We start from the raw sequence: 19,568 nt of genomic DNA, 5'->3' as shown, positions 1-19,568 counted from the left end.
GCGCCCACAACGACCAGCAGCCGGAAGGATGATTGTGAGCGCGCGGAAGAAGCCCAGCAAGAGCGCCTACACCCCCGAAAAGCCTTCAAGCTCTGCAACCTACATTCTGGGCGCAGTCGCGGTGCTCGTCGCCGCGGTCGCCGTCGTCGGGATGGTGATGTGGCAGCAGCGGACCAGTGCCCCCGTGGACGAGGGCTACGGGAGCGTGCAGGCTGCGCCAGTCGCGCTCGCTGAAGACGGAGTGATCACGCTCGGCTACCCAGAGGCGCCGCGCTCGATCATGATCTTCGAAGACCACATGTGCGACGGATGCCAGGCGTTCGAGCGGCTTTACGGCCAGCACATCGCCCGCGTCGTCGACGAGGGTGAAATCCGCGTCGACTACCACAGCCTGAATTTTCTCGACCCGGCCTCAAGCAGCGGGAGCTACTCGACGCGCGCGGCCGCAGCAGCCGAATGCGTTGCCGAAACCGGTGACGGTGCCGCATTCAGCGCCTTCCACGCCGCGGCCTACGAGGCGAAACCGCGATCCGGTGAGGACCGCTCCAACGACGAACTCGCCGAACTCGCCCGGGATGCGGGCGCCAGCGACACCGCCGTCGAGTGCATCGCGACGGGCGCTCGTGAAGAAGCAGCACGCGAACACGCTGACCTGGCACGCGCCGCGATGGACGCCGCAGGAGGAGAGGGCACTCCCACCGTCGCAGCCAATGGCCAAATCATCGACTGGAACAACCGCAACTGGCTCAACGACCTGATCGGCGAGTGACGCGCAGATTTGCCGGAACTGCTCAACGTGGTGTAATTTCGGTCGAGCAGCGGCCCAGTGGGCCGATGTGTTCGGGGCTATGGCGCAGCTGGTAGCGCACCACACTGGCAGTGTGGGGGTCAGGGGTTCGAGTCCCCTTAGCTCCACTCACGATGACCGCTGAGTCCGAATGGCACTCAGCGGTTTTTCTTGTAGGAGGTCGTCATTGAGACGCCCTCCGACCTCGGTGTCAAGCGGCACTGTCAGACGATCAGATTGTGCGAGAAAAAGGCAATCTGGTGATGCAAGGTACCTTGAATGTCGAAGCCCTGGTTCAAGCAAACCGCGAAAAGGTTGAACGGCATGTGGCCGCTCCCCGATAGTCGGTCACTGTCGGCCTGCACCAGCGGCTATGTCAGCGGGTTCGATGTCAGTCTCGAATGCAGCTCCGCCAGTCCAGCATTTTTCTCGACCGATTAGGTCTGGCGCTGAACCCAAGTCATCGTTCTGCTATCTGCTCGATTGCCTTCTCGACGCTCGCGAGAACCGGTGACGCATTGCCGACAATGCTCGTGAAGTCGCCGTAGTCCTCGGCAATTCCCTTGTGTCGAGCCCGAGTTGTGGGACGCTGACCGAAGGTGACGAAGTGGAGCACGTCGTCAGCAGAACTCTCGGCGAGGTTCGCAGCGCGAGAATCATCAGGCCGTCGCGTTGTAGAGCCGCGCAGTAGTTGTCCGTTCCGGGGTCAGGGTGCACATGGATCGATCGCAGACAGCGCGGCACGCGGGGGAGGGAACCACCCGCCGTCGTGTCCCCGAATGGCTCCTCACAACCCTCGCTGCCCTGCTGGTCTTCCTCGCACTCGTCGCACCTCCCGGCACCCAGCACCTCACCCCCCTGGCGATACTGCGGATCCCCGTGGAGGGACTGCTCGCTGCCGCGCTCCTGCTCGTTCTGCCAGCACGCCCACGCCGGATTGTGGCTCTCGCCCTAGGCTCCCTGCTCGGCTTGCTGACCCTGTTGCGCATAATCCAGCTGGCCTTTTCCGGTATCCGGGGCAGGCAGTTCGACCCGGTCTTCGACTGGCCTCAGCTCGGCAACGGAGTGTCCCTGCTCCAAAGGGAGATCGGCTCGCTCGGTGCGTTCGCCGTCGCAGCCGGGGCCGTCGCGCTGGCAATTGCCGTGGTCCTGGTCGTGACGCTGTCGGTCGGGCGGCTTGCGCGCGTCGCCACCGATCACCGGCGCACGACGGGACGCACGGTCGCCGGACTGGCCGTCATCTGGCTGGTATGCCTCACATTCTCCGTGCAGCTCGCGCCATCGTTGCCGGTGGCGTCGCGGAGCGTCGTGGAGCTCGCGTACGACGCCGGCCACCAGGTGCGGACGAGCGTGGAGAATCAGCGACAATTCGACGCTGAGTTGAGCGCCGCTGACGACACTTCGGTTTCGGGTCCGCTCGCCGCGCTACGCGGGAAGGATGTCGTCTTCGCCTTTGTGGAGAGCTACGGACGCATCGCGCTCGAGGATCCGGAGTTCGCGCCGACGGTCAAGGCGATCCTCGACGATGGAACCCGCCAGCTCGATGCGGCCGGATTCGCTTCGCGCAGTGGATACCTCACCTCGCCGATATCCGGCGGCGACAGTTGGCTGGCGCACGCAACGTTGCAGTCCGGGTTGCGGGTGGCTAATCAAAACAGCTTCGAGAAGCTCGTCGAAAGCGACCGGCTCACGCTCACGAGCGCGTTCAACGACGCCGGCTGGCGGACCGTCGCGGTTATGCCGGCCAACCGAGGACCGTGGCCGGCGGGAGACTACTACGGCTTCGACCAGATCTACGACGAGCAGAGCCTCGACATCCAATCCCGCAACTATTTCGGCTTTCAAGCCCCAGACCAGTACACGCTGTCCTTCTTCCAGCGCACCGACCGCGAGCGCGCGGGCCGGGAGCCGGTGATGGCGAAGATCGCGCTCGTGACCAGTCACTGGCCGTGGCATATGATTCCCTACCTGCGCGACTGGAACGACGTCGGCGACGGCGCCGTCTTCGACGAGCCCGATGCCGGGCAGAGCGCTTCCGCGCAGGTGGTCATGCTCGACAACGCCCGGATGCGCGACGGCTACCGCCGAACCATCGAATACTCGCTGTCCACCCTGGTCTCCTATGTGCAGACCTACGGTGACGACGACCTGGTGCTCGTCCTCCTCGGCGACCACCAGCCGCCCACTTACCTCATTGGCGAGGACAAGGGCTTGGACGTCCCGATCACGATCGTCACCCGCGACCGGGCGGTGCTGGACCAGATCACGGACTGGGGTTGGGAGGCCGGGCTGCGGCCGAGTCCGCACGCTCCGGTCTGGCCGATGGAGTCCTTCCGCGACCGATTCCTGACCGCTTTTAGCAAGTAAGGCCGCTCGCTCGCTCAGTCGAAGCAATGCCCCCGTTTGGGCCCTACCGACGTGGTATACACGGTGCACAGGCCATGGAACGAAAGCTATTCGGAGGGCCGATGTCTGAGGGCGACGCACGTGCTTACTGGGTGCGTGCCCCCGGGCTGGGCGAGCTCCGCGACGTTCGGCTGCCATCCGCGAAGCCCGACGAGGTGGTGGTCCGAACCCTGTTCAGTGGGATCAGCCGCGGTACCGAGATGCTGGTGTTTCGCGGCGGTGTCCCGGCCGACCAGCATCAGGCGATGCGGGCGCCATTTCAGGACGGGGACTTCCCAGGGCCGGTGAAGTACGGCTACCTCAATGTCGGGGAAGTCGAGGAGGGGCCGGCGGAACTGGTAGGTCGCACGGTGTTCTGCCTCTATCCACACCAGACCCGTTACGTTGTCCCCGCCGATGCCGTGGTCGTCGTGCCGGACGACGTCCCGCCCGCGCGGGCGGCGCTCACCGGCGCAGTAGAGACGGCGCTGAACGTGCTCTGGGACGCGCCGCCGCTCATCGGTGATCGGGTCACGGTCGTGGGTGCCGGGATGATCGGCTGCTGCGTGGCCCGGCTGCTCGCCAAGTTTCCCGAAGTTTCAGTCACGCTCGTCGATGTGGACACCTCACGTGCCGAGGTCGCGGCAGCGCTCGGTGTCGAGTTTGCGCAGCCCGGCGACGCCCCTCGGGATCAGGATCGCGTCATCCACGCCACTGCCACGGCCGAAGGGTTGCGGTTGGCTTTGCGGCTGCTGGCCATCGAGGGGGAGGTGATCGAGGTGAGTTGGTACGGCGATACCGACGTCCAGGTCCCGCTTGGCGGAGCGTTCCATTCGCGGCGGCTGGCAATCCGTTCCAGCCAAGTCGGTCTGGTCGCTCCGGTTCGGAGGACGAGCCGAACGAACACGGACCGTCGCAAACTTGCTCTGGAACTTCTCCGCGACCCGGCCTTTGACGCACTGCTGAGCAGCAGGTCGCCGTTTGATCAGTTGCCCGAAACGATGGCGAAGCTCGGTTCGCTGCCAGGCCTGTGCCACGTGATCACCTACGAAGGGGAGTGAAAAGCAGTGTTCAGTGTGACGGTGCGAGAGCACATGATGATCGCGCACAGCCTGCGTGGCGAGGTGTTCGGGCCCGCGCAGAGGCTGCATGGCGCCACGTACGTCGTCGATGCGACGTTCCGCCGGGCCGAACTCGACCCGAACGGCATCGTCGTCGATATCGGCGCTGCGACTACTGCATTGCACTCCGTGCTCTCGGACCTGAACTATCGCAACCTCGACGACGAGCCGTCCCTGGCGGACACGAACACCACTACTGAGGTGCTCGCGAAGCTCGTAGCTGACCGGCTGGTGGACCGCATTCATGCTGGCGAGCTCGGCGAAAGTGCTTCGGGGCTTGCCGGAATCATGGTGACGCTTCGTGAGTCGCATGTGGCGTGGGCGTCGTACGAACGAACACCATGACCGTTCATCTCCTGGTGCCCGAGGGCTTCGACGATCCAGCCCGTCCGAGCGGCGGCAATTACTACGACCGTCGGATCGCGGAGGGGCTTACCCGGCTGGGGTGGCAGGTATGCGTCCAGCCGGTCGCGGGCTGCTGGCCGCGGCCCGAGGGCGTTGACGTCACCGAGGTGACGGCCGAGATTCCGGACGACTCGGTGGTGCTCGTCGACGGCATCATTGTCTCTGCCATGCCGCAGGTTCTTGTGTCGGCGGCCAGACGCCTTCGGCTGGTTGTGCTGGTGCATATGCTCCCCGAGAACCAGCGTGAGCGCGAAGTGCTTTGGGCAGCCGACTCAATCGTCACTACCAGCCGCTGGACGCGGGAGAAGCTGCTGGCCGAGTACGGTCTGGAGGCCGGTTGCGTGCACGTGGCCCATCCCGGCGTGGACTCCGCTGAACTCGCACGTGGAAGTCCGGAGGGGCGACAGCTGTTGTGCGTGGCGACAGTCGCCGAACACAAGGGTCACGACCTTCTGCTCGACGCGCTGGACCGCATCGCCGAACTGTCATGGCATTGCACCCTCGCCGGTCCGCTGGATCGTGAACCCGTCTTCGTCGATCGTCTGCGGCAGCAGTTGCACACCTCGCGGATCGCCGGTCGGGTCACCTTCACCGGGGCGCTCGACGCGGATGCCGTTTCGAAGAAGTACGCCACTGCCGATCTACTCGTGCTGGCATCGCGGAGCGAGACGTACGGAATGGTGATCTGCGAGGCGCTTGCCCGGGGCGTTCCCGTGGTGGCGTCCGAGGTGGGCGGCATCCCCGAGGCCGTCGGTACCGCCGCTGACGGTACTTCGCCTGGCCTGTTTGTACCGCCGGGTGACGTCGGCGCACTGGCTGCAGAATTGGCTCGCTGGTTGCAGGATTCTCAGCTCCGTCACCGGCTTCGCAGCGCGGCGCGGGACCGCCGGCGGTCGCTGCCCACGTGGCAGGCAACCACCGAGCGAGTCGCCGAGGTACTCGCCGGATGAAAGTGCGCGTTTTCCTGCAGGTCGCGGTCGCTGTCGCGATCCTCGTCCTACTGGTGGTTCAGTTCGGTACCGGACCGTTTGTGGCGGGCTTTCAGGCCGTCAGCATTCCGTCGATCGCGATCGCGGCGACAATCGGCCTCGCCACCACGGTGTGTTCAGCGTGGCGGTGGCGGCTCGTCGCAGACGGTCTCGCCCTCAAACTTCCCATGCGGGATGCCGTTGCCGCCTACTACAAGTCGCAGTTCCTCAACATCGTGCTTCCTGCCGGTGTACTCGGCGATGTTCACCGCGCCGTGCGGCATGGTTTGGATGTCGGCACTGTGCCGCGTGCGGGACGAGCGGTCGTGGAGGAACGCGTCGCTGGTCAACTCGTGTTGATTTCGCTGACCGTCGTGGCGCTTGCCGTTCTGCCGTCCCCGGTGCCTGTGGCGGTGCTTGCCATAGTCTCTGTTGTCCTCGTCGGGCTGATTGCGGTGGTAGGGCGGTTCGGCCTCGTCCCGCGCGCGTGGCCGGGAATCGTGCTCGCATCAATAGCCGTCGTGGTGGGCCACGCCGCGACCTTCGTCCTCGCCTCCCACACCGTTGGAGTCGACGTCTCGATGGCGCACCTTCTGCCCCTGACCTTGCTGGTGTTGGTGGTGGCGGCACTCCCCTTCAATGTCGGCGGCTGGGGTCCGCGCGAGGGCGCGGCCGTTTGGGCGTTCGGAGCGGCTGGGCTGGGCGGAGCACAAGGGCTTGCCGTCTCCACCGCATTCGGCGTATTTACCATCGCCGCAGCGCTTCCCGGTGCGATCATGCTGTTGGTCCCCCACCGGCGGCCGCAGAGATCTGGTGAACTCCTCGAAGGATCGTCCGCGCATGGCTGATTGTCCCTACACACTGCTCAGTTGCAGCATGTCGCTTGACGGCTACCTCGACACCGCAACAGCTCCACGCCTTCTGCTATCCAATGACGCCGACTTTGACCGGGTCGACGGCGTTCGGGCATCCTGCGATGCGATCCTCGTCGGCGCGAACACCATCCGTAACGACAACCCCAGGCTGCTGGTCCGGTCAGCCGAACGTCGGGCACAGCGAGTAGCAAGCGGGTTGTCGCCATCGCCGATCAAGGTCACGGTGACCCGGCGCGGTCTCCTAGACGCCGCTGCGAACTTCTTCACGTGCGGTCCCGCCGACAAGATCGTCTACTGCGCGACGGCCAAAACTGAGGCAGCCCGACGGCTCGAATCGGTGGCCACGGTCGTCGATGCAGGTGAATGCGTTGACATGGAGTGGCTGATCAGCGATTTGGGCAACCGGGGGGTTCGCCGGCTGATGGTCGAGGGCGGACGAACAATACTCACTCAGTTCCTCACGGCGGGTCTGGCTGATGAGCTGCAACTAGTCGTGGCACCGTTCTTCGTCGGTGATTCACGAGGCTGCAGATTCGTTGGCGACGGACAGTTCCCGTGGAATCCGGGCCACCGCGCCACGCTTGCCGAAACGCGTCAGATCGGCGACGTCGTCCTGTTGCGCTATGCGCTCTCAGCGCGCTTCGCCACGTGAGCGCGCTGGAACGGGCGCGGGCGTCTGCCTTCCCCGCGGCCGAGTATGTGGGCCAGGAGAGCTTTGTGTCGGCAGGCGAGGTCCGGCAGCTGGCTCGTCAGGCCCGGGTCGGTCTCGGCGTCTCAGTGCTCGATCTGTGCTGCGGGGTCGCTGGCCCCGGCCGGATGGTCAGCGCGGAGTTCGGGTGCAACTACTTGGGCATCGATCGCTCCGCAAGCTCACTGTCCACCGCACGGGAGCGGGCCGAAGACCTACCGTGCCGTTTCGAGCAGCTCGAAATCCCGCCGCTGCCCGATGGCCATTTCGAGGTGGTTTTTCTGCTGGAGACGATGCTCGCGTTCCGCGACAAAGACGCCCTCGTTCGTGAGGTGGCGCGCGTGCTGGAGCCGGATGGGCGTTTCGCCTTCACCGTCGAAGAAGGCCGACCGCTCACTTATCAGGAGCGGGAGCTGATGCCCGCCGCCGATACTGTCTGGCCCATCGAGCTTGCGGAACTGACGGCCGTGCTGGGCAACGCTGGGCTGAACCTGACCTGGCAGCAGGACTGCAGCTCCTCACATCACGCGATAGCGACTGCGCTGCTTCTCAGCTATGGAGCGCATCGCAGCGAGATCGCCGCTGAGATCGGGACGCAGGCTACCGCCGATCTGATCACGTCCCATGAGCTGTGGAGTGACTGGCTGGGCAGCGGGCGGGTGCGCAAGTTCGCGATGGTGGCGGAGAAATGACCTTTGACTATGCGGGTTACCTGGCGGCGAAGACGACCGTGGACGACCGGGCGCTCAACCGACATGTCCTGGACGAGTTGCGGCGGCTGATGCCCGCGAATGCGCCGCGAGTGCTGGAGGTCGGCGCCGGGCTCGGAACGATGGTGGCCCGCCTGATGGACTGGGGAGTGGTCAGCGTCGGCGAGTACATCCTCCTGGACGCCGACCGGGAGTTGCTGGATGCTTCTTGTCACTGGCTGTCCGATTGGGCGGCCGCTCGCGGTCTGCGCAGCGAATCACTGCCTGATGGACTTCAGGTGGGCGATCTTCGGGTGCGCCTCGTGCAGGCCGAGCTGGGCAGTTACGTGGAAGCCGCTCACGAGGTGCGGGCGGATGTGCTGATCGCCAACGCCGTCCTCGACTTGGTGGACGTGCCGACGGTGCTGCCCGGCTTGCTGCAGCTTCTCGTCCCCGGCGGTGTCTACTGGTTCACGATCAACTACGACGGCGAAAGCATCTTCGAGCCCTCTCACTCCGCCGACGACCAGGTCCTGCGGGCCTTTCACCGCGACATGGACGAGCGAGTCCGCTACGGACGTCCGGCGGGGGAAAGCCGCACGGGTCGACGGATGTTTCACCACCTGCGGGACGCGGGGGCGCCCGCGCTGGCAGCGGGGTCGTCGGACTGGGTCGTGTACCCGGGCCCGGACGGGAGCTATCCGGCCGAAGAGGCGTACTTCGTGCGCATCATCCTCGACACGATCGGGGATGCTTTACGGGGTCGCGAGGTTTGGGTGGGAGCCACGGAGCTTGCCGATTGGCTGGCCGAGCGCCGCCGGCAACTGGCCGCGGGGGAGTTGGTCTACATCGCGCATCAGCTCGATTTCGTGGGTCGCTTCCGCCAAAGCCAGAATATGTAGCGACCGAACGACTCACACAACAGCACCAGCGCAACGCCGACGATGATGATGTTGGCGACCTGCGGCAGCACGTCCGCGACCGCGATGATCAGCGCGATGCCTTGCACCGCCGCCACCACCTTGCCCCAGTAGCGTGGCGGTACCGGTTTTCGAAGCCATGGCCACAGCCGCTCGGCTGCCCAGAGCGCATAGCGGGCCAGCCCGATCACTAACACCCACGCGCCGAGCGCTCTGCTGACCTGGATGCTCAGGACGAGAATCAGGAACGCATCGACTTCCTGGTCGAACAGAGCGCCCGTCGCCGACACCGAGCGGGTGCGCCGTGCGACCCAGCCGTCCACTCCGTCGAGGATCAGGGCGGGCACAGTGAGGCCTACGAGCAGGGCGGGCGGGATGTCAGTGCTGAATCCGCTGACCACCAGCGCGTTGACGCCGCCGACCAGGATGGCCCTCGCGAGCGTGACCTGGTTCGCCGGCCCGAGCGAGGTAAGACCTTCACGGTCGAGCAACTTCGCGACCAATATGTTGACCACAGCGCCGAATGCGAGTCCGGCCAACCAACCCAGCGCGCTGATGTGGACGAAGCCGGCAAGGACAGCCAGCACCACCAGCTGCGCGGCGAAGCCGATCAGCGCCCACGGTCGAAGCAATGCCACGTTTCCTCTCTACAGGGGCGTAGTAGCGCCGACGAGGTCGATTCGGGGCATCAAGTTGGTTTCGCGCCTGCGAGCTTGCCGCTTTTCGACAATTCCGGATCGGTACATGACGAGAGATCGAAACAGCACGGGCGTCGTTTGCCAGAGCGCAGTTTCGATATGCTGACCGCGACGCGACGCGCGCGCGTCTGCGGGTTCTTCGTGGCGTTGATCCAGCGCACCCATTCCCAGCGCGCCATCGACGTGATGGTGCGCCATTTCTCTGCGATATCTGGAGCCTCGAGCAGAGCGGCACGGAAGTCGTCGGGCAGTTCGGGCTCTGGCCAGTTTTTGGTCGGTTCGACTTCGAGTGTCACCGGATCGTTGGCATCGAGGACGAGAAGGTAGATCAGCGAATTCTCGACCGGAAGCCAATGACCCCGCATGCCATCAGGTTCGACAACCGTTTCAAAGGAGTGTCCATTCAACACGGCCTTTACCGCGACCTGGCCACGCGACGGCAGTTGTGCGCTCGCCTTGTCGGGAAACCGCAGAATTGCCCGTTCACCGACTTTCTGCACGCGCCCGTTGAAGACGATTGCCGACGACGCGGATGTGTTTTCGACAGGCGGTTCCTTGGTCATTGCCCTGCTCCTGGGGGTTCCGTTTATGTCAGCGTAAGCGCTTTTCGCAGGCCGGACGATCGCGGCCTACCCCGGTTTCCGAGCCGGGACTTAGCGGACGCTGGCCGACTGTCCGGCGATGCCAGGATGAGACTCGGTGAGGATCTCGCGCGGGTGTCGCGCCACAACGCGCGGCCAGCGCCCGCGATGACTCGCCACCTTGGTACCGGCGGACGATCTCGGCTGGTGTTTCGAGTGACATCCGCTGACCGAGCTTGAATGACGGGGCTGCCGTCGTCCGGGTTCGCGGGTTGCCGCCTTTTTGCGGCTGACCAGGTGCCCGGGGTTTCCTGCTTGCCCGCTCGCCGGGAATCTGCCCTGTCCACGGCCCGGGCAAATTCCCAACAGCGGGGCAGATTCCCCCCAATCACCCCACCTTCGATCGTTCCCGATCGTGAATCGTGGGAAACGGCTGCTCAGCTTCGAGCAGGTATGCCAATTCGAGCAGCGTGCGTTCGTCGCCGCGGGCGGTGGAGAGCTGGACGCCGACGGGCAGCCCGTCGGTTGAGAGGCCGGCGGGGAGGGAGATGGCCGGGGCGCCGGCGACGTTGTGCAGCGGCGTGAATGACACGTAGGTGATCAGCCGGTCGATCAGTTCGTCGAACGGCACGGTCGGCGAGAGGTGTCCAAGGCGCGGTGTGAGGTGCGACAGCACAGGGGAGAGAACGACATCATGGCGGGTGAATGATTCCGCGTAGGCGTGCCGGACGGCGTGCAATCGTTTGAGCGAGGTGGGTATCCGGTGCAGTGACCGGCGGTGGTGGTCACGCAAGCCGCGTGTCAGGCCGTCGGCTCGGCTGCTGTTCCATGAGCGGTGGAGGGCCACTTTGCCGGTGGTTGTCGCGAGGTCGGCCAAGAGCCCCCAGTAGCGGACGAAATCGTCCACGAACTCAGTGGTCACCGGTATGTCTGCCTGTTCGATGATGTGTCCCGCGCGTTCGAGCGCCGTCGCAGTGCGCTCGACCGCGGCGCGAGTTTCTGCGTCGATGGTGGCGCCGGTCGGACTTTCGAGCTGAATTCCGATGCGCAGTGTGCGCTGTGCTGGGCCGAGGACTCTGCCGATGGGAGCTAGTCGCGGGTTGCGGCGGTAGCGTTCGGCTGCGGCCAGAAATGCGGCGGTATCGCGGACTGTTCTGGTGACGACGCCCTCACTGACGATGTTGACGGGCATGAACCGGGTCGCCTCGCTGTCAACGAGACGGCCGAGGGTGGGTTTGAGGCCGACCAGTCCCGTGCAGGCGGCGGGAATGCGGATCGAGCCGCCACCGTCGTTGGCGTGGGCGATCGGCACAACTCCAGCCGCTACCAGCGCTGCGGCGCCGCCAGAGGAGGCGCCGACCGAGAAGTCCGTGTGCCACGGATTGCGGCAGGGTTCGTCCGCGCTGTACTCGGTGCTGGCGTTGAGACCGAATTCCGGGAGCCGCGTCTTTCCCAGGACGGTGACGCCGGTGGCCAGGAACTGCTTCGCGAAGTTCCCGTCTCGTGTCGCGGGGGACGCTGTGTATGCGGAACTGCCGTTTTGCGTGGGTAGTCCGGCGAGGTCCACGTTGTCTTTGACGTAAGTCGGCACTCCGGCGAGCGCGCCGGTGGCATCGGACGCGTAGCGCGGCTGGTCGTAAGGCACTGCGATGGCTCGCAGTTGCGCGTCCACGCGTCCTGCACGCGCCACGGCGGCCGAGGCGAGTTCGGCGGCGCTCACCTCGCCTGCGGCGAGGCGTTCAGCCAGTCCGACGGCATCGTCGTCGCCGAGGGCGTCATCGGCGAATGCGTGAACTCGGGTCATTAGGGCGCTCCTCAGTGTCTGGAAGTTCTTCCAGAAAGGCTAGAAACTCTTTCAGACTTTGTCTAGTAGAACTTCCAGACATGCTGATTTAGGATGGCAAGTCATGACTGCTCGACGCCACGGTCCCAGCGCCCAGGCGCGCCGCGATGCCCTGCTCCGGGCGACGCTGGAGATTGTGGCGGAGCGGGGAGTTGCTGCGGTGACGCACCGGGCCGTCACCGAGCGCGCGGGCCTGCCGCTGGCCACGGTGAGCTACTTCTTCTCCTCTATCCATGAACTGGAAGCAGAGGCTTTGCGCGTGTTTATGGCGGACGAGTGTGCGACGCAGACCGCTGCGGCCGAGCATCTGGCGTCGCAGCAGTTGACGGCCGACGAGGTCGGGCGCGAGCTCACGGCGGCTACGGCGCCCCGATACCCAGAAACCCCGGCGTTCATGGAAAGCCTTCTGCACGCCGCGCGATCCGAGGAGTTTCGTGACGCGGTTCGCGACGCGCTCGCGGGGTCACGGGCGGTGGCTGCGGCGGCGCTGCAGGCTGTTGGCACCCCCAACCCCGAAGCAGTCGCCCCGGCGTTGACCGCCCTGGCGCACGGTTTGGCGCTGAATCAATTGGCGGTACCGGGCGACATCGATGAAGAAACGTCATATCAGGCGTTCCGGGCGCTCGTGCTCGGCTACCTTCTCCAGTCTGGGCACCGCGATTTGGCGCTCTCTCTGATTGATGCCGAGAGCGAGTGAGTCGCAGAAGTTCGCAAATCGCCCTCGTGGCGACAGGTTGATTCGAATTCCCTCCGCCCTCCTGTGACGGGGCTTACATTTAACGATGTGAAGCGTTGCTGCCCCGCAGCTGGGGCCGATCACAACGTGCGCGCTGCCTCCCATCCGGCAGCGAAGTTTCTCTACTGGCCGGGTAACGCGCTGCTGCAACGGGCCAGTTCATGTCGAGTGTCGATGCGACACATCTCTTAGTCACCCGTTCCCCCATCGATGGGAGCTTTCATGAGTACTGCAGCGGAACGTGCAGCCCGCCTGGAGTTGGTGGCCCGGCTCAAATCGTCGTATCCGGAATTGCCGGACGCGCCGACGCCTGACCTCATCGATCACGATCGGTTCTACGCGTATATGAAGACAGTTCATGACGTTGGTGGTGAACCCGATGCGCCGATGAAATACGAGAACAAGCAGTACGAGGTGTGGGAGCACAACACTTACGTGATTTGTGAGGTGCTCGCTTGGCGGGGAATCTGGCTCTCCGAGGAGCGGCGCCGGATGGGAAATGTCGACGTCGGGCGCGCAATCTACCTGGGCATCCCGTATTACGGCCGCTGGCTGCTCGCTGTCGCCCGCGTCCTCGTTGAGAAGCATCACATCGGTCTTGGCGAACTGAGCGAACGGATGGTAGAGGTCGCGCAGCGCTATGAAGGCGGTCTCGACGGGAAGCCTATCGAGGCACAGCCGAAGTTCGAAGGCGATGGATCGCAGGTTCGCCGCAATCAGCATCACCTGCACGCTGTCGGCAAAGGCGATCCGCAGGTGTATGCGGGGCAGGCCGGAGAGCCAAAGTTCAGGGTCGGCGATGCCGTTGTGGTGCGTGAGTTGCCCGCGTTGTTGTACACCCGGACGCCGGAATACGTGCGTGGTGCCACCGGTGAAATCGCTTCGGTTGCTTACGAAAGCCCGGCACCAGAAGACGAGACCTGGGACCGGCCGGACGCGAAACCGGAGTGGTTCTACGTCGTCCAATTCAATCTTTCTGAATTGTGGGACGGCTACACGGGAACGACCAGTGACAGCCTGCGAACGGAAATACCCGAACGCTGGCTGCAATCGGCAGAGTAAGGCCCCAGGAAGGTAGCTATGACAGGTCACGATCACGATCACGATCACGAGCGCACCGTCGCGCCCATGGTGGAGGAAATCACAGACTTCGAAGTGCTGGAGATAGCGCTGCGCGAACTGTGCATCGAGAAAGGAATTTTCACCGCCGAGGAGCATCGCCGTTTCACCGAGTTCGCCGAACAAATAGGCCCGACACCTGCAGCGCGCCTGGTGGCGCGGGCGTGGCTGGATCCGGATTTCAAACGGCTCGCGCTCACTGACGCGATGGCTGCGAGCAAAGAAGTTGGCGTTGACTGGCTCGAACCTACGGGTTTCGGCACACCCAGCGATTTCACCGCTTTCGAGATTCTCGAGGACACCCCGACGCTGCATAACGTGATCGTGTGCGCGTTGTGCTCGTGCTATCCGCGGCCGATTCTGGGAAATTCACCGGAGTGGTACCGCACCCCCAACTACCGGCGGCGCATGGTGCGCTGGCCGCGACAGGTACTGGCCGAGTTCGGGCTCTATTTACCTGACGACGTCGAAGTCAGTGTGCAGGATTCGAATCAGAAGCATCGGTTTATGGTAATGCCGCTTCGCCCCGACGGTACGGACGACTGGACCGAGGATCAGTTGGCGGAGATCGTCACACGCGACTGTCTTATCGGCGTTGCCCTGCCTAAACCGGGTGTGACGACGAACGTCATCACCGACACCCGTCCTGCCATCCACCCCGCCGAATGATGGAGCGACAGTGGAATCGAGCCCGATCGAAAACACCGAACTAGCACCCCTCAAGAACATTGTGGCGAGGAATCAGGTGTGGTCCCGCATGACGGCAAAGTATGGGGTTAGCAACCCGGTACCGCCGTGGAAAACGAGTTTGGACGGTATGTGTGACGCCCTGGACCGTTCGGTATGTGACGCGGACATCCCCACCTTCAAAGAGCGCCGCGACGAGGAGGACGCGCTCGCAGCATCGCTGTACGCGGACGTGCCGTACCCGGAAAATCAGCTTGTGGCCCTGGCGCACACCCTGCTGGCTCGGGGAATCATCACCGAAGCGGAACTTACCGAGCGGCTTGGCAGAATTCGGGCGAGGCTGGAGTCCTGAGCCGCGGGAAGCAGTCGGGCCGAAAGTCCCCGAAATTCGGGGTCCGTAGCCTCTCACCGCGCCGCTGCAGCTGGTGTTGGTTGGAGGGTATGGCGAAGCATCTAACTATCCAGCCTGGCGACGTACGTGTGACGACGCGCGGCAGACTTCCTGGCGCAGACGAATATGCGGTCACACGGATTGGGGCAGCGTTGCGCGTTGCGCCGGAGACGGTGCATTCCGCGCACGTGAAGCTGAGCAAGCACGATGACCCAGCGGTCGCCCAACCGTATGTCGCGCAGGTGAATGTGGACATGCGCGGACGTACGGTGCGTGCTGAAGCCTGCGGCGCGACCGCTGCGGAGACAGTGGACCTGCTCGAGGCCCGATTGCGCAGGCGGCTTGAATCGTCCGCGCGCAACTGGGAGGCAGTCCGCGCGCGCGTTCCTGCACCGGGCGAGTGGCGGCATGGGCAGCTGAAGGCCCACCGCGATTCGGTGTACCCGAGGCCACCAGAGGAGCGGACAGTGCTGCGTCACAAGTCATTCGGGCTTGGGGAGCTATCTGTTTCCGAGGCCGCCGATCTTATGATCTCGATGGACTACGGATTCTACTTGTTCACAGACGCCGAGTCGGGGGTCGACAGTGTCGTGTACGAGACGCCGGACGGCCTGCGATACGCCCGTGCCGTGCCTGGACGAGTCACCGCAGTGCCGGAAAGCCCTCCGATCATGCAGAGTGACCATTCCGCTGCAGAACTCACACTCCAGCAGGCGATCGAGCGGCTGAACATTGCGGGGCAGCCGTTCTTCCGCACGCCCGGATCAGTGCGTGGCAAGGTGCTTTATCGCCGCTATGACGGTCATTACGGCCTGATCGACCCTGCCGATTGATTCTCAGTCCTTGTAGAACGAGGTGTAATCGTGCACGCAAAGATCGGAGACTGGCTGGTGGTGGAAAGCAGCCAGCTCGGTCATGAACAGCGGCGCGGACTCATCGTCGACGTGCCAGCCGGCGATGGCTCACCGCCTTATCGCGTTCACTGGCTGGATGATGACCACTTTGCGCTGGTGTTTCCCGGTCCGGACGCGCACGTCATCTCAGGAGATGCGCTGGCTGAACAAAACGCGCGGCGGCTCCGTGAGCTGACAGGCATTCAGGCTGCCATCGCCAGCAGGGCGCATCCTGGGCAGTCAATCGGTGAATCCGGCCACACTCGCGTTTCGCCCAAGTGACGCAAGGGGCTTGCGGTGCGTGCCCGCAGGTAGCAACGTAGAAGGGAGACCGAAAACGATCAAGGAAGTCGGTGTCCGCGATGGCAATCCCAGCGCACGAATGGCGTCCCGACGCCGCCTTGGGCCTCGAAGGCATTCCGCATACCGGCGAGGGGATGACCGAGGACGGTCACCTTGTCGAGCCCCAGGCTGATGCGTTCAAGCATGCCCGTGAAGCAAAGCGGGAGCCGGAATGGTACAAGACCGCGGTCTTCTATGAGGTGCTGGTCCGATCGTTCTATGACTCGAACAACGACGGCACCGGCGATATGCGCGGGCTGGTAGACAAACTCGATTACTTGCAATGGCTCGGGGTCGACTGTTTGTGGCTGCCCCCGTTCTATGCGTCACCGCTGCGCGATGGCGGTTACGACATTTCGGATTTCCGTGCTGTCTTGCCGGAATTCGGTACTGTCGACGACTTTGTCTATTTGCTCGACCATGCGCACCGGCGCAACATCCGGATCATCACCGACCTCGTCCTCAATCACACGTCGGACGCGCACCCGTGGTTCCAGGAATCCCGCAACCACCCGGACGGCCCGTACGGTGATTTTTACGTCTGGTCCGACACCGACACCGGGTATCCGGACGCGCGGATCATTTTCGTCGATACCGAGGCGTCGAACTGGACATATGACCCGGTGCGCGGCCAGTTCTACTGGCACCGGTTTTTTTCGCATCAGCCCGATCTCAACTATGAGAATCCCGAGGTCGGTGACGCGATGCTCGACGTGCTGAGGTTCTGGCTGGATCTCGGTATCGACGGCTTCCGGCTTGACGCCGTTCCCTACCTTTTCGAAGAAGAGGGCACGAACTGCGAGAACCTGCCGCGTACGCATGAGTTCCTGAAGCGCTGCCGCAAGGTGGTCGATGACGAATACCCAGGCCGGGTGCTGCTCGCCGAAGCCAACCAATGGCCGTCGGACGTGGTCGCCTACTTCGGTGATCCGGCGGTGGGCGGCGACGAGTGCCATATGGCGTTCCATTTCCCGTTGATGCCGCGAATTTTCATGGCGGTGCGCCGCGAGTCACGGTTCCCGATCTCAGAGATTCTGGCGCAGACCCCAGCGATTCCATCCGGGGCGCAGTGGGGCATCTTCCTGCGCAACCACGACGAGTTGACGCTCGAAATGGTCACCGACGACGAGCGCGACTACATGTACGCTGAGTACGCCAAAGACCCGCGAATGAAAGCGAACATCGGTATTCGCAGACGGCTGGCGCCGTTGCTCGAAAACGACATCAACCAGATGGAACTGTTCACGGCGATGTTGCTGTCACTACCCGGGTCGCCGGTTCTCTATTACGGTGACGAGATCGGCATGGGTGACAACATCTGGCTCGGTGACCGCGATGCCGTCCGCACACCGATGCAGTGGAGTCCGGACCGCAACGCCGGGTTCTCGAAATCCAACCCCGGTCGCCTCTATCTGCCCCCGATTGCGGATCCGGTGTACGGCTATCAAAGTGTGAACGTCGAAGCGCAGCTCAACAATTCGTCGTCATTGTTGCACTGGACCCGCCGGATGCTCGAGATCCGCCGTGAACACCACGCGTTCGGGCTGGGGGAGTTCATCGAGCTGGGATCGTCAAATCCCAGCATGCTTGCCTACCTGAGGCACTACAACGATCCCGCGGATGGGGATGACCTGGTGTTGTGTGTGAACAATCTGTCGCGGTTCCCGCAACCGGTGGAATTGGACCTTTCCGAATATGCGGGCAGGCAGCCAATCGAACTGACAGGGGGCGTACGGTTCCCGGTGATAGGGGACTTGCCGTATCTCCTGACCTTGCCGGGGCACGGCTTCTATTGGTTCCAGGTGTCGGACCCGATCGAGGGCGGCGACGCACCGTGACGGCCGACAGTATTATTCGTTCGCTACTTCAGCCGTTACGCGAATGGTTGCCCAGGCAGCGGTGGTTCGCGAGCAAGAACCAAGCTGTGGACACGATCGAACCGCTGACTTCTGCGTGGCTGTACGAAGGCGATCCAGGTGTGTTACATGCGTTGGTGAACGTGCACCAGCAGGGCCGGGATGAGACATACCAACTCGTCCTCGGCGTATCACGTGAGCCAGGTGACCACGTGGAGGTGATCGCGAGGACCGGCGCTTTGTCGGTCTTTGATGCGGCCGCGGAGCCTGCGCTCATGGCGCGGCTGCTGGATCTGTTCGCGAGCGGTGCGAACTGCGACGGTGTGGTCTTTCAGCTTGAGCCAGGGGTCGGCCTCGATACTGGCCTCAGGGCACGTGCTGTGGCCGCCGAGCAGAGTAACACCTCTCTGATCTTCGGTGACGCCTACATTCTTAAGCTGTACCGCCGCCCACATCCAGGGCCCCAGCGCGACCTCGAGCTGCATAGACTGCTTCATTCCGCGGGCAGCAAACACATCGCTGCACCGTTAGGCAACATCCATGCGGGTGACACGGTTCTCGGGTTTCTGCAGAACTACCTTCCGTACGCGACGGAGGGGTGGGCGGCAGCGACCGCCAGCGTCCGCGATTTGATGGCCGAGCGCGACTTGCACGCGTCGGAAGTCGGTGGGGACTTCGCTGGCGAGGCACGCCGCCTCGGCGCGGTAGTCGCGACGGTGCACGCCGATCTCGCTCGGGCTGGCGGCAGCGTCACAGCGAGCTCTCAGCAAGTGTCTGACGTCGCGGCGTCGATGCACGCGCGGCTCGACAATGTGCTCGAGCAGGTTCCAGAGGTGGGCGAGCATGAGCAGGTCGTGCGCGCCGCGTTTGATGACCTGAAAGACCTGCCGCTCACGCTGCAGCATGTGCACGGTGATTTGCATTTGGGGCAGACGCTGCGCACGACCACCGGCTGGGTGCTCATCGATTTCGAAGGTGAGCCCGCAGCAACAATGGAAGACCGTTCCGCCTTGAGCAGCCCGTTGCGGGACGTCGCGGGGATGCTCCGATCGTTCGACTATGCGGCGCACCACCTGCTCGTCGGAGAGGCGAGTGAGCGCGGAGAGCATCAGCGCGAAGTCCGCGCGAATGAGTGGGCGGAGCGCAACCGCGCCGCGTTCATTGAGGGGTACGCGGCGGTCGGCGGAGTCGAAACTGGCGCGGCGGACACCCACGCGGTCCTGCGCGCTTTCGAACTCGACAAAGTGGTGTATGAAGCCGGGTACGAGCGCCGAAACCGGCCGCTGTGGTTGCCCATTCCGCTGGCCGCACTGATGCGGCTGGCCGGCGGGTGAGGCTTCGGGGCGCATCTGGGCGGATGAATTAGTACACGACGTATTCATACTGTGATATGTAATTCGCGCGTGCAATTGTGCGGTTTGTAATTGGTTGCCGTGATCCTCGTCGCACAGATCCCTGCCGCGATAAGGCTTGACACGCTCTTAATTCTCCTGGTCAATGCTGTTTTTGCCGATTGCGCCGAGAAATTCGGACGCAGTGATCAACTTGGCACTTCACGTCAACAGTACGTATGTTCTGTGAGCA

21 protein-coding genes and 1 tRNA gene are annotated in these 19,568 nt (G+C 63.9%); 18 read left to right on the top strand and 4 right to left on the bottom strand.

The genetic code is table 11. The annotated features are described in order from the left end of the window. Positions 1-34 precede the first annotated feature (34 nt). On the top strand, positions 35-769 hold the full coding sequence (locus ONR57_RS02840; RefSeq protein ID WP_265121365.1) for a DsbA family protein: 735 nt from the start codon (positions 35-37) through the stop codon (positions 767-769). Positions 770-842: 73 nt separating this feature from the next. Beyond that, positions 843-915 (top strand) — tRNA-Ala (locus tag ONR57_RS02835). Positions 916-1,247: 332 nt separating this feature from the next. Here ONR57_RS02835 and ONR57_RS02830 read toward each other — a convergent pair. Continuing rightward, on the bottom strand, positions 1,248-1,403 hold the full coding sequence (locus ONR57_RS02830; RefSeq protein WP_265121364.1) for a hypothetical protein: 156 nt from the start codon (positions 1,401-1,403) through the stop codon (positions 1,248-1,250). A gap of 101 nt (positions 1,404-1,504) precedes the next feature. Between ONR57_RS02830 and ONR57_RS02825 the strand changes: the two genes are divergently transcribed. From ONR57_RS02825 to ONR57_RS02790, 8 genes are all read left to right on the top strand, one after another. Then, positions 1,505-3,154: a sulfatase-like hydrolase/transferase gene (locus ONR57_RS02825; RefSeq protein WP_265121363.1), complete on the top strand. Its 1,650-nt coding sequence runs from the start codon at positions 1,505-1,507 to the stop codon at positions 3,152-3,154. 101 nt (positions 3,155-3,255) lie between these two features. Beyond that, complete coding sequence (locus tag ONR57_RS02820; protein WP_265121362.1) at positions 3,256-4,233, top strand: zinc-binding alcohol dehydrogenase; 978 nt, start codon at positions 3,256-3,258, stop codon at positions 4,231-4,233. 6 nt (positions 4,234-4,239) lie between these two features. Beyond that, complete coding sequence (locus ONR57_RS02815; protein ID WP_265121361.1) at positions 4,240-4,638, top strand: 6-carboxytetrahydropterin synthase; 399 nt, start codon at positions 4,240-4,242, stop codon at positions 4,636-4,638. Then, a complete protein-coding gene (locus tag ONR57_RS02810; protein ID WP_265121360.1) occupies positions 4,635-5,648 on the top strand; it encodes a glycosyltransferase family 4 protein in 1,014 nt (337 codons plus the stop codon). Before ONR57_RS02815 ends, ONR57_RS02810 begins: the two co-directional genes overlap by 4 nt. Continuing rightward, the gene (locus ONR57_RS02805) at positions 5,645-6,514 is read left to right on the top strand and encodes a lysylphosphatidylglycerol synthase transmembrane domain-containing protein (RefSeq protein ID WP_265121359.1); all 870 of its coding nucleotides are present in this window, start codon (positions 5,645-5,647) and stop codon (positions 6,512-6,514) included. The genes ONR57_RS02810 and ONR57_RS02805 overlap by 4 nt, the downstream gene beginning before the upstream one ends. Further along, positions 6,507-7,193, top strand: coding sequence for a dihydrofolate reductase family protein (locus ONR57_RS02800; RefSeq protein WP_265121358.1), 687 nt, complete (start codon positions 6,507-6,509; stop codon positions 7,191-7,193). Before ONR57_RS02805 ends, ONR57_RS02800 begins: the two co-directional genes overlap by 8 nt. Beyond that, a complete protein-coding gene (locus ONR57_RS02795) occupies positions 7,190-7,921 on the top strand; it encodes a class I SAM-dependent methyltransferase (RefSeq protein ID WP_265121357.1) in 732 nt (243 codons plus the stop codon). The genes ONR57_RS02800 and ONR57_RS02795 overlap by 4 nt, the downstream gene beginning before the upstream one ends. Further along, positions 7,918-8,820, top strand: a complete 903-nt coding sequence (locus ONR57_RS02790) for a class I SAM-dependent methyltransferase (RefSeq protein WP_265121355.1) — start codon at positions 7,918-7,920, stop codon at positions 8,818-8,820. The genes ONR57_RS02795 and ONR57_RS02790 overlap by 4 nt, the downstream gene beginning before the upstream one ends. Here ONR57_RS02790 and ONR57_RS02785 read toward each other — a convergent pair. From ONR57_RS02785 to ONR57_RS02775, 3 genes are all read right to left on the bottom strand, one after another. Beyond that, the gene (locus ONR57_RS02785) at positions 8,775-9,476 is read right to left on the bottom strand and encodes a CDP-alcohol phosphatidyltransferase family protein (protein ID WP_265121354.1); all 702 of its coding nucleotides are present in this window, start codon (positions 9,474-9,476) and stop codon (positions 8,775-8,777) included. The genes ONR57_RS02790 and ONR57_RS02785 overlap by 46 nt on opposite strands. 50 nt (positions 9,477-9,526) lie before the next feature. Beyond that, complete coding sequence (locus tag ONR57_RS02780; protein ID WP_265121353.1) at positions 9,527-10,099, bottom strand: YdeI/OmpD-associated family protein; 573 nt, start codon at positions 10,097-10,099, stop codon at positions 9,527-9,529. A 406-nt stretch (positions 10,100-10,505) separates the two neighbouring features. After that, positions 10,506-11,921, bottom strand: coding sequence for an amidase (locus ONR57_RS02775; protein ID WP_265121351.1), 1,416 nt, complete (start codon positions 11,919-11,921; stop codon positions 10,506-10,508). Positions 11,922-12,024: 103 nt separating this feature from the next. On the opposite strand from ONR57_RS02775, the gene ONR57_RS02770 reads away from it, so the two are divergent. From ONR57_RS02770 to ONR57_RS02735, 8 genes are all read left to right on the top strand, one after another. Next, the gene (locus tag ONR57_RS02770) at positions 12,025-12,657 is read left to right on the top strand and encodes a TetR/AcrR family transcriptional regulator (protein ID WP_265121350.1); all 633 of its coding nucleotides are present in this window, start codon (positions 12,025-12,027) and stop codon (positions 12,655-12,657) included. 261 nt (positions 12,658-12,918) lie between these two features. Continuing rightward, positions 12,919-13,758, top strand: coding sequence for a nitrile hydratase subunit beta (locus ONR57_RS02765; RefSeq protein ID WP_265121348.1), 840 nt, complete (start codon positions 12,919-12,921; stop codon positions 13,756-13,758). 18 nt (positions 13,759-13,776) lie between these two features. Further along, the gene (gene scnC, locus ONR57_RS02760; protein WP_265121347.1) at positions 13,777-14,484 is read left to right on the top strand and encodes a thiocyanate hydrolase subunit gamma; all 708 of its coding nucleotides are present in this window, start codon (positions 13,777-13,779) and stop codon (positions 14,482-14,484) included. An 88-nt stretch (positions 14,485-14,572) separates the two neighbouring features. Beyond that, positions 14,573-14,854 (top strand): thiocyanate hydrolase, encoded by a 282-nt coding sequence (locus ONR57_RS02755; protein WP_265121745.1) that lies wholly within the window; start codon positions 14,573-14,575, stop codon positions 14,852-14,854. An 89-nt stretch (positions 14,855-14,943) separates the two neighbouring features. Beyond that, entirely contained in the window at positions 14,944-15,726 is a 783-nt protein-coding gene (locus tag ONR57_RS02750; protein WP_265121346.1) for a sigma 54 modulation/S30EA ribosomal C-terminal domain-containing protein, read from the top strand. Positions 15,727-15,756: 30 nt separating this feature from the next. Continuing rightward, entirely contained in the window at positions 15,757-16,068 is a 312-nt protein-coding gene (locus tag ONR57_RS02745) for a DUF1918 domain-containing protein (RefSeq protein ID WP_265121345.1), read from the top strand. Positions 16,069-16,223: 155 nt separating this feature from the next. Beyond that, positions 16,224-17,966, top strand: a complete 1,743-nt coding sequence (treS, locus tag ONR57_RS02740; protein ID WP_265121743.1) for a maltose alpha-D-glucosyltransferase — start codon at positions 16,224-16,226, stop codon at positions 17,964-17,966. Next, on the top strand, positions 17,963-19,318 hold the full coding sequence (locus tag ONR57_RS02735) for a phosphotransferase (RefSeq protein ID WP_265121344.1): 1,356 nt from the start codon (positions 17,963-17,965) through the stop codon (positions 19,316-19,318). The genes treS and ONR57_RS02735 overlap by 4 nt, the downstream gene beginning before the upstream one ends. The last annotated feature ends 250 nt before the right edge of the window (positions 19,319-19,568 follow it).

Source organism: Hoyosella sp. YIM 151337 (assembly GCF_026041215.1).
GTDB lineage: Bacteria > Actinomycetota > Actinomycetes > Mycobacteriales > Mycobacteriaceae > Hoyosella.
The sequence above is the reverse complement of the archived record's forward strand: the minus strand, read 5'-3'. Positions and strand labels throughout refer to the sequence as shown.

Coding starts and splice junctions, on each gene's coding strand:
- ONR57_RS02775 (WP_265121351.1), bottom strand. CDS start 11,921: ATGACCCGAGTTCACGCATTCGCCGATGACGCCCTCGGCGACGACGAT.
- scnC (WP_265121347.1), top strand. CDS start 13,777: ATGACAGGTCACGATCACGATCACGATCACGAGCGCACCGTCGCGCCC.
- ONR57_RS02755 (WP_265121745.1), top strand. CDS start 14,573: ATGACGGCAAAGTATGGGGTTAGCAACCCGGTACCGCCGTGGAAAACG.
- ONR57_RS02820 (WP_265121362.1), top strand. CDS start 3,256: ATGTCTGAGGGCGACGCACGTGCTTACTGGGTGCGTGCCCCCGGGCTG.
- ONR57_RS02800 (WP_265121358.1), top strand. CDS start 6,507: ATGGCTGATTGTCCCTACACACTGCTCAGTTGCAGCATGTCGCTTGAC.
- ONR57_RS02805 (WP_265121359.1), top strand. CDS start 5,645: ATGAAAGTGCGCGTTTTCCTGCAGGTCGCGGTCGCTGTCGCGATCCTC.
- ONR57_RS02810 (WP_265121360.1), top strand. CDS start 4,635: ATGACCGTTCATCTCCTGGTGCCCGAGGGCTTCGACGATCCAGCCCGT.
- treS (WP_265121743.1), top strand. CDS start 16,224: ATGACCGAGGACGGTCACCTTGTCGAGCCCCAGGCTGATGCGTTCAAG.
- ONR57_RS02765 (WP_265121348.1), top strand. CDS start 12,919: ATGAGTACTGCAGCGGAACGTGCAGCCCGCCTGGAGTTGGTGGCCCGG.
- ONR57_RS02750 (WP_265121346.1), top strand. CDS start 14,944: ATGGCGAAGCATCTAACTATCCAGCCTGGCGACGTACGTGTGACGACG.
- ONR57_RS02825 (WP_265121363.1), top strand. CDS start 1,505: ATGGATCGATCGCAGACAGCGCGGCACGCGGGGGAGGGAACCACCCGC.
- ONR57_RS02770 (WP_265121350.1), top strand. CDS start 12,025: ATGACTGCTCGACGCCACGGTCCCAGCGCCCAGGCGCGCCGCGATGCC.
- ONR57_RS02790 (WP_265121355.1), top strand. CDS start 7,918: ATGACCTTTGACTATGCGGGTTACCTGGCGGCGAAGACGACCGTGGAC.
- ONR57_RS02780 (WP_265121353.1), bottom strand. CDS start 10,099: ATGACCAAGGAACCGCCTGTCGAAAACACATCCGCGTCGTCGGCAATC.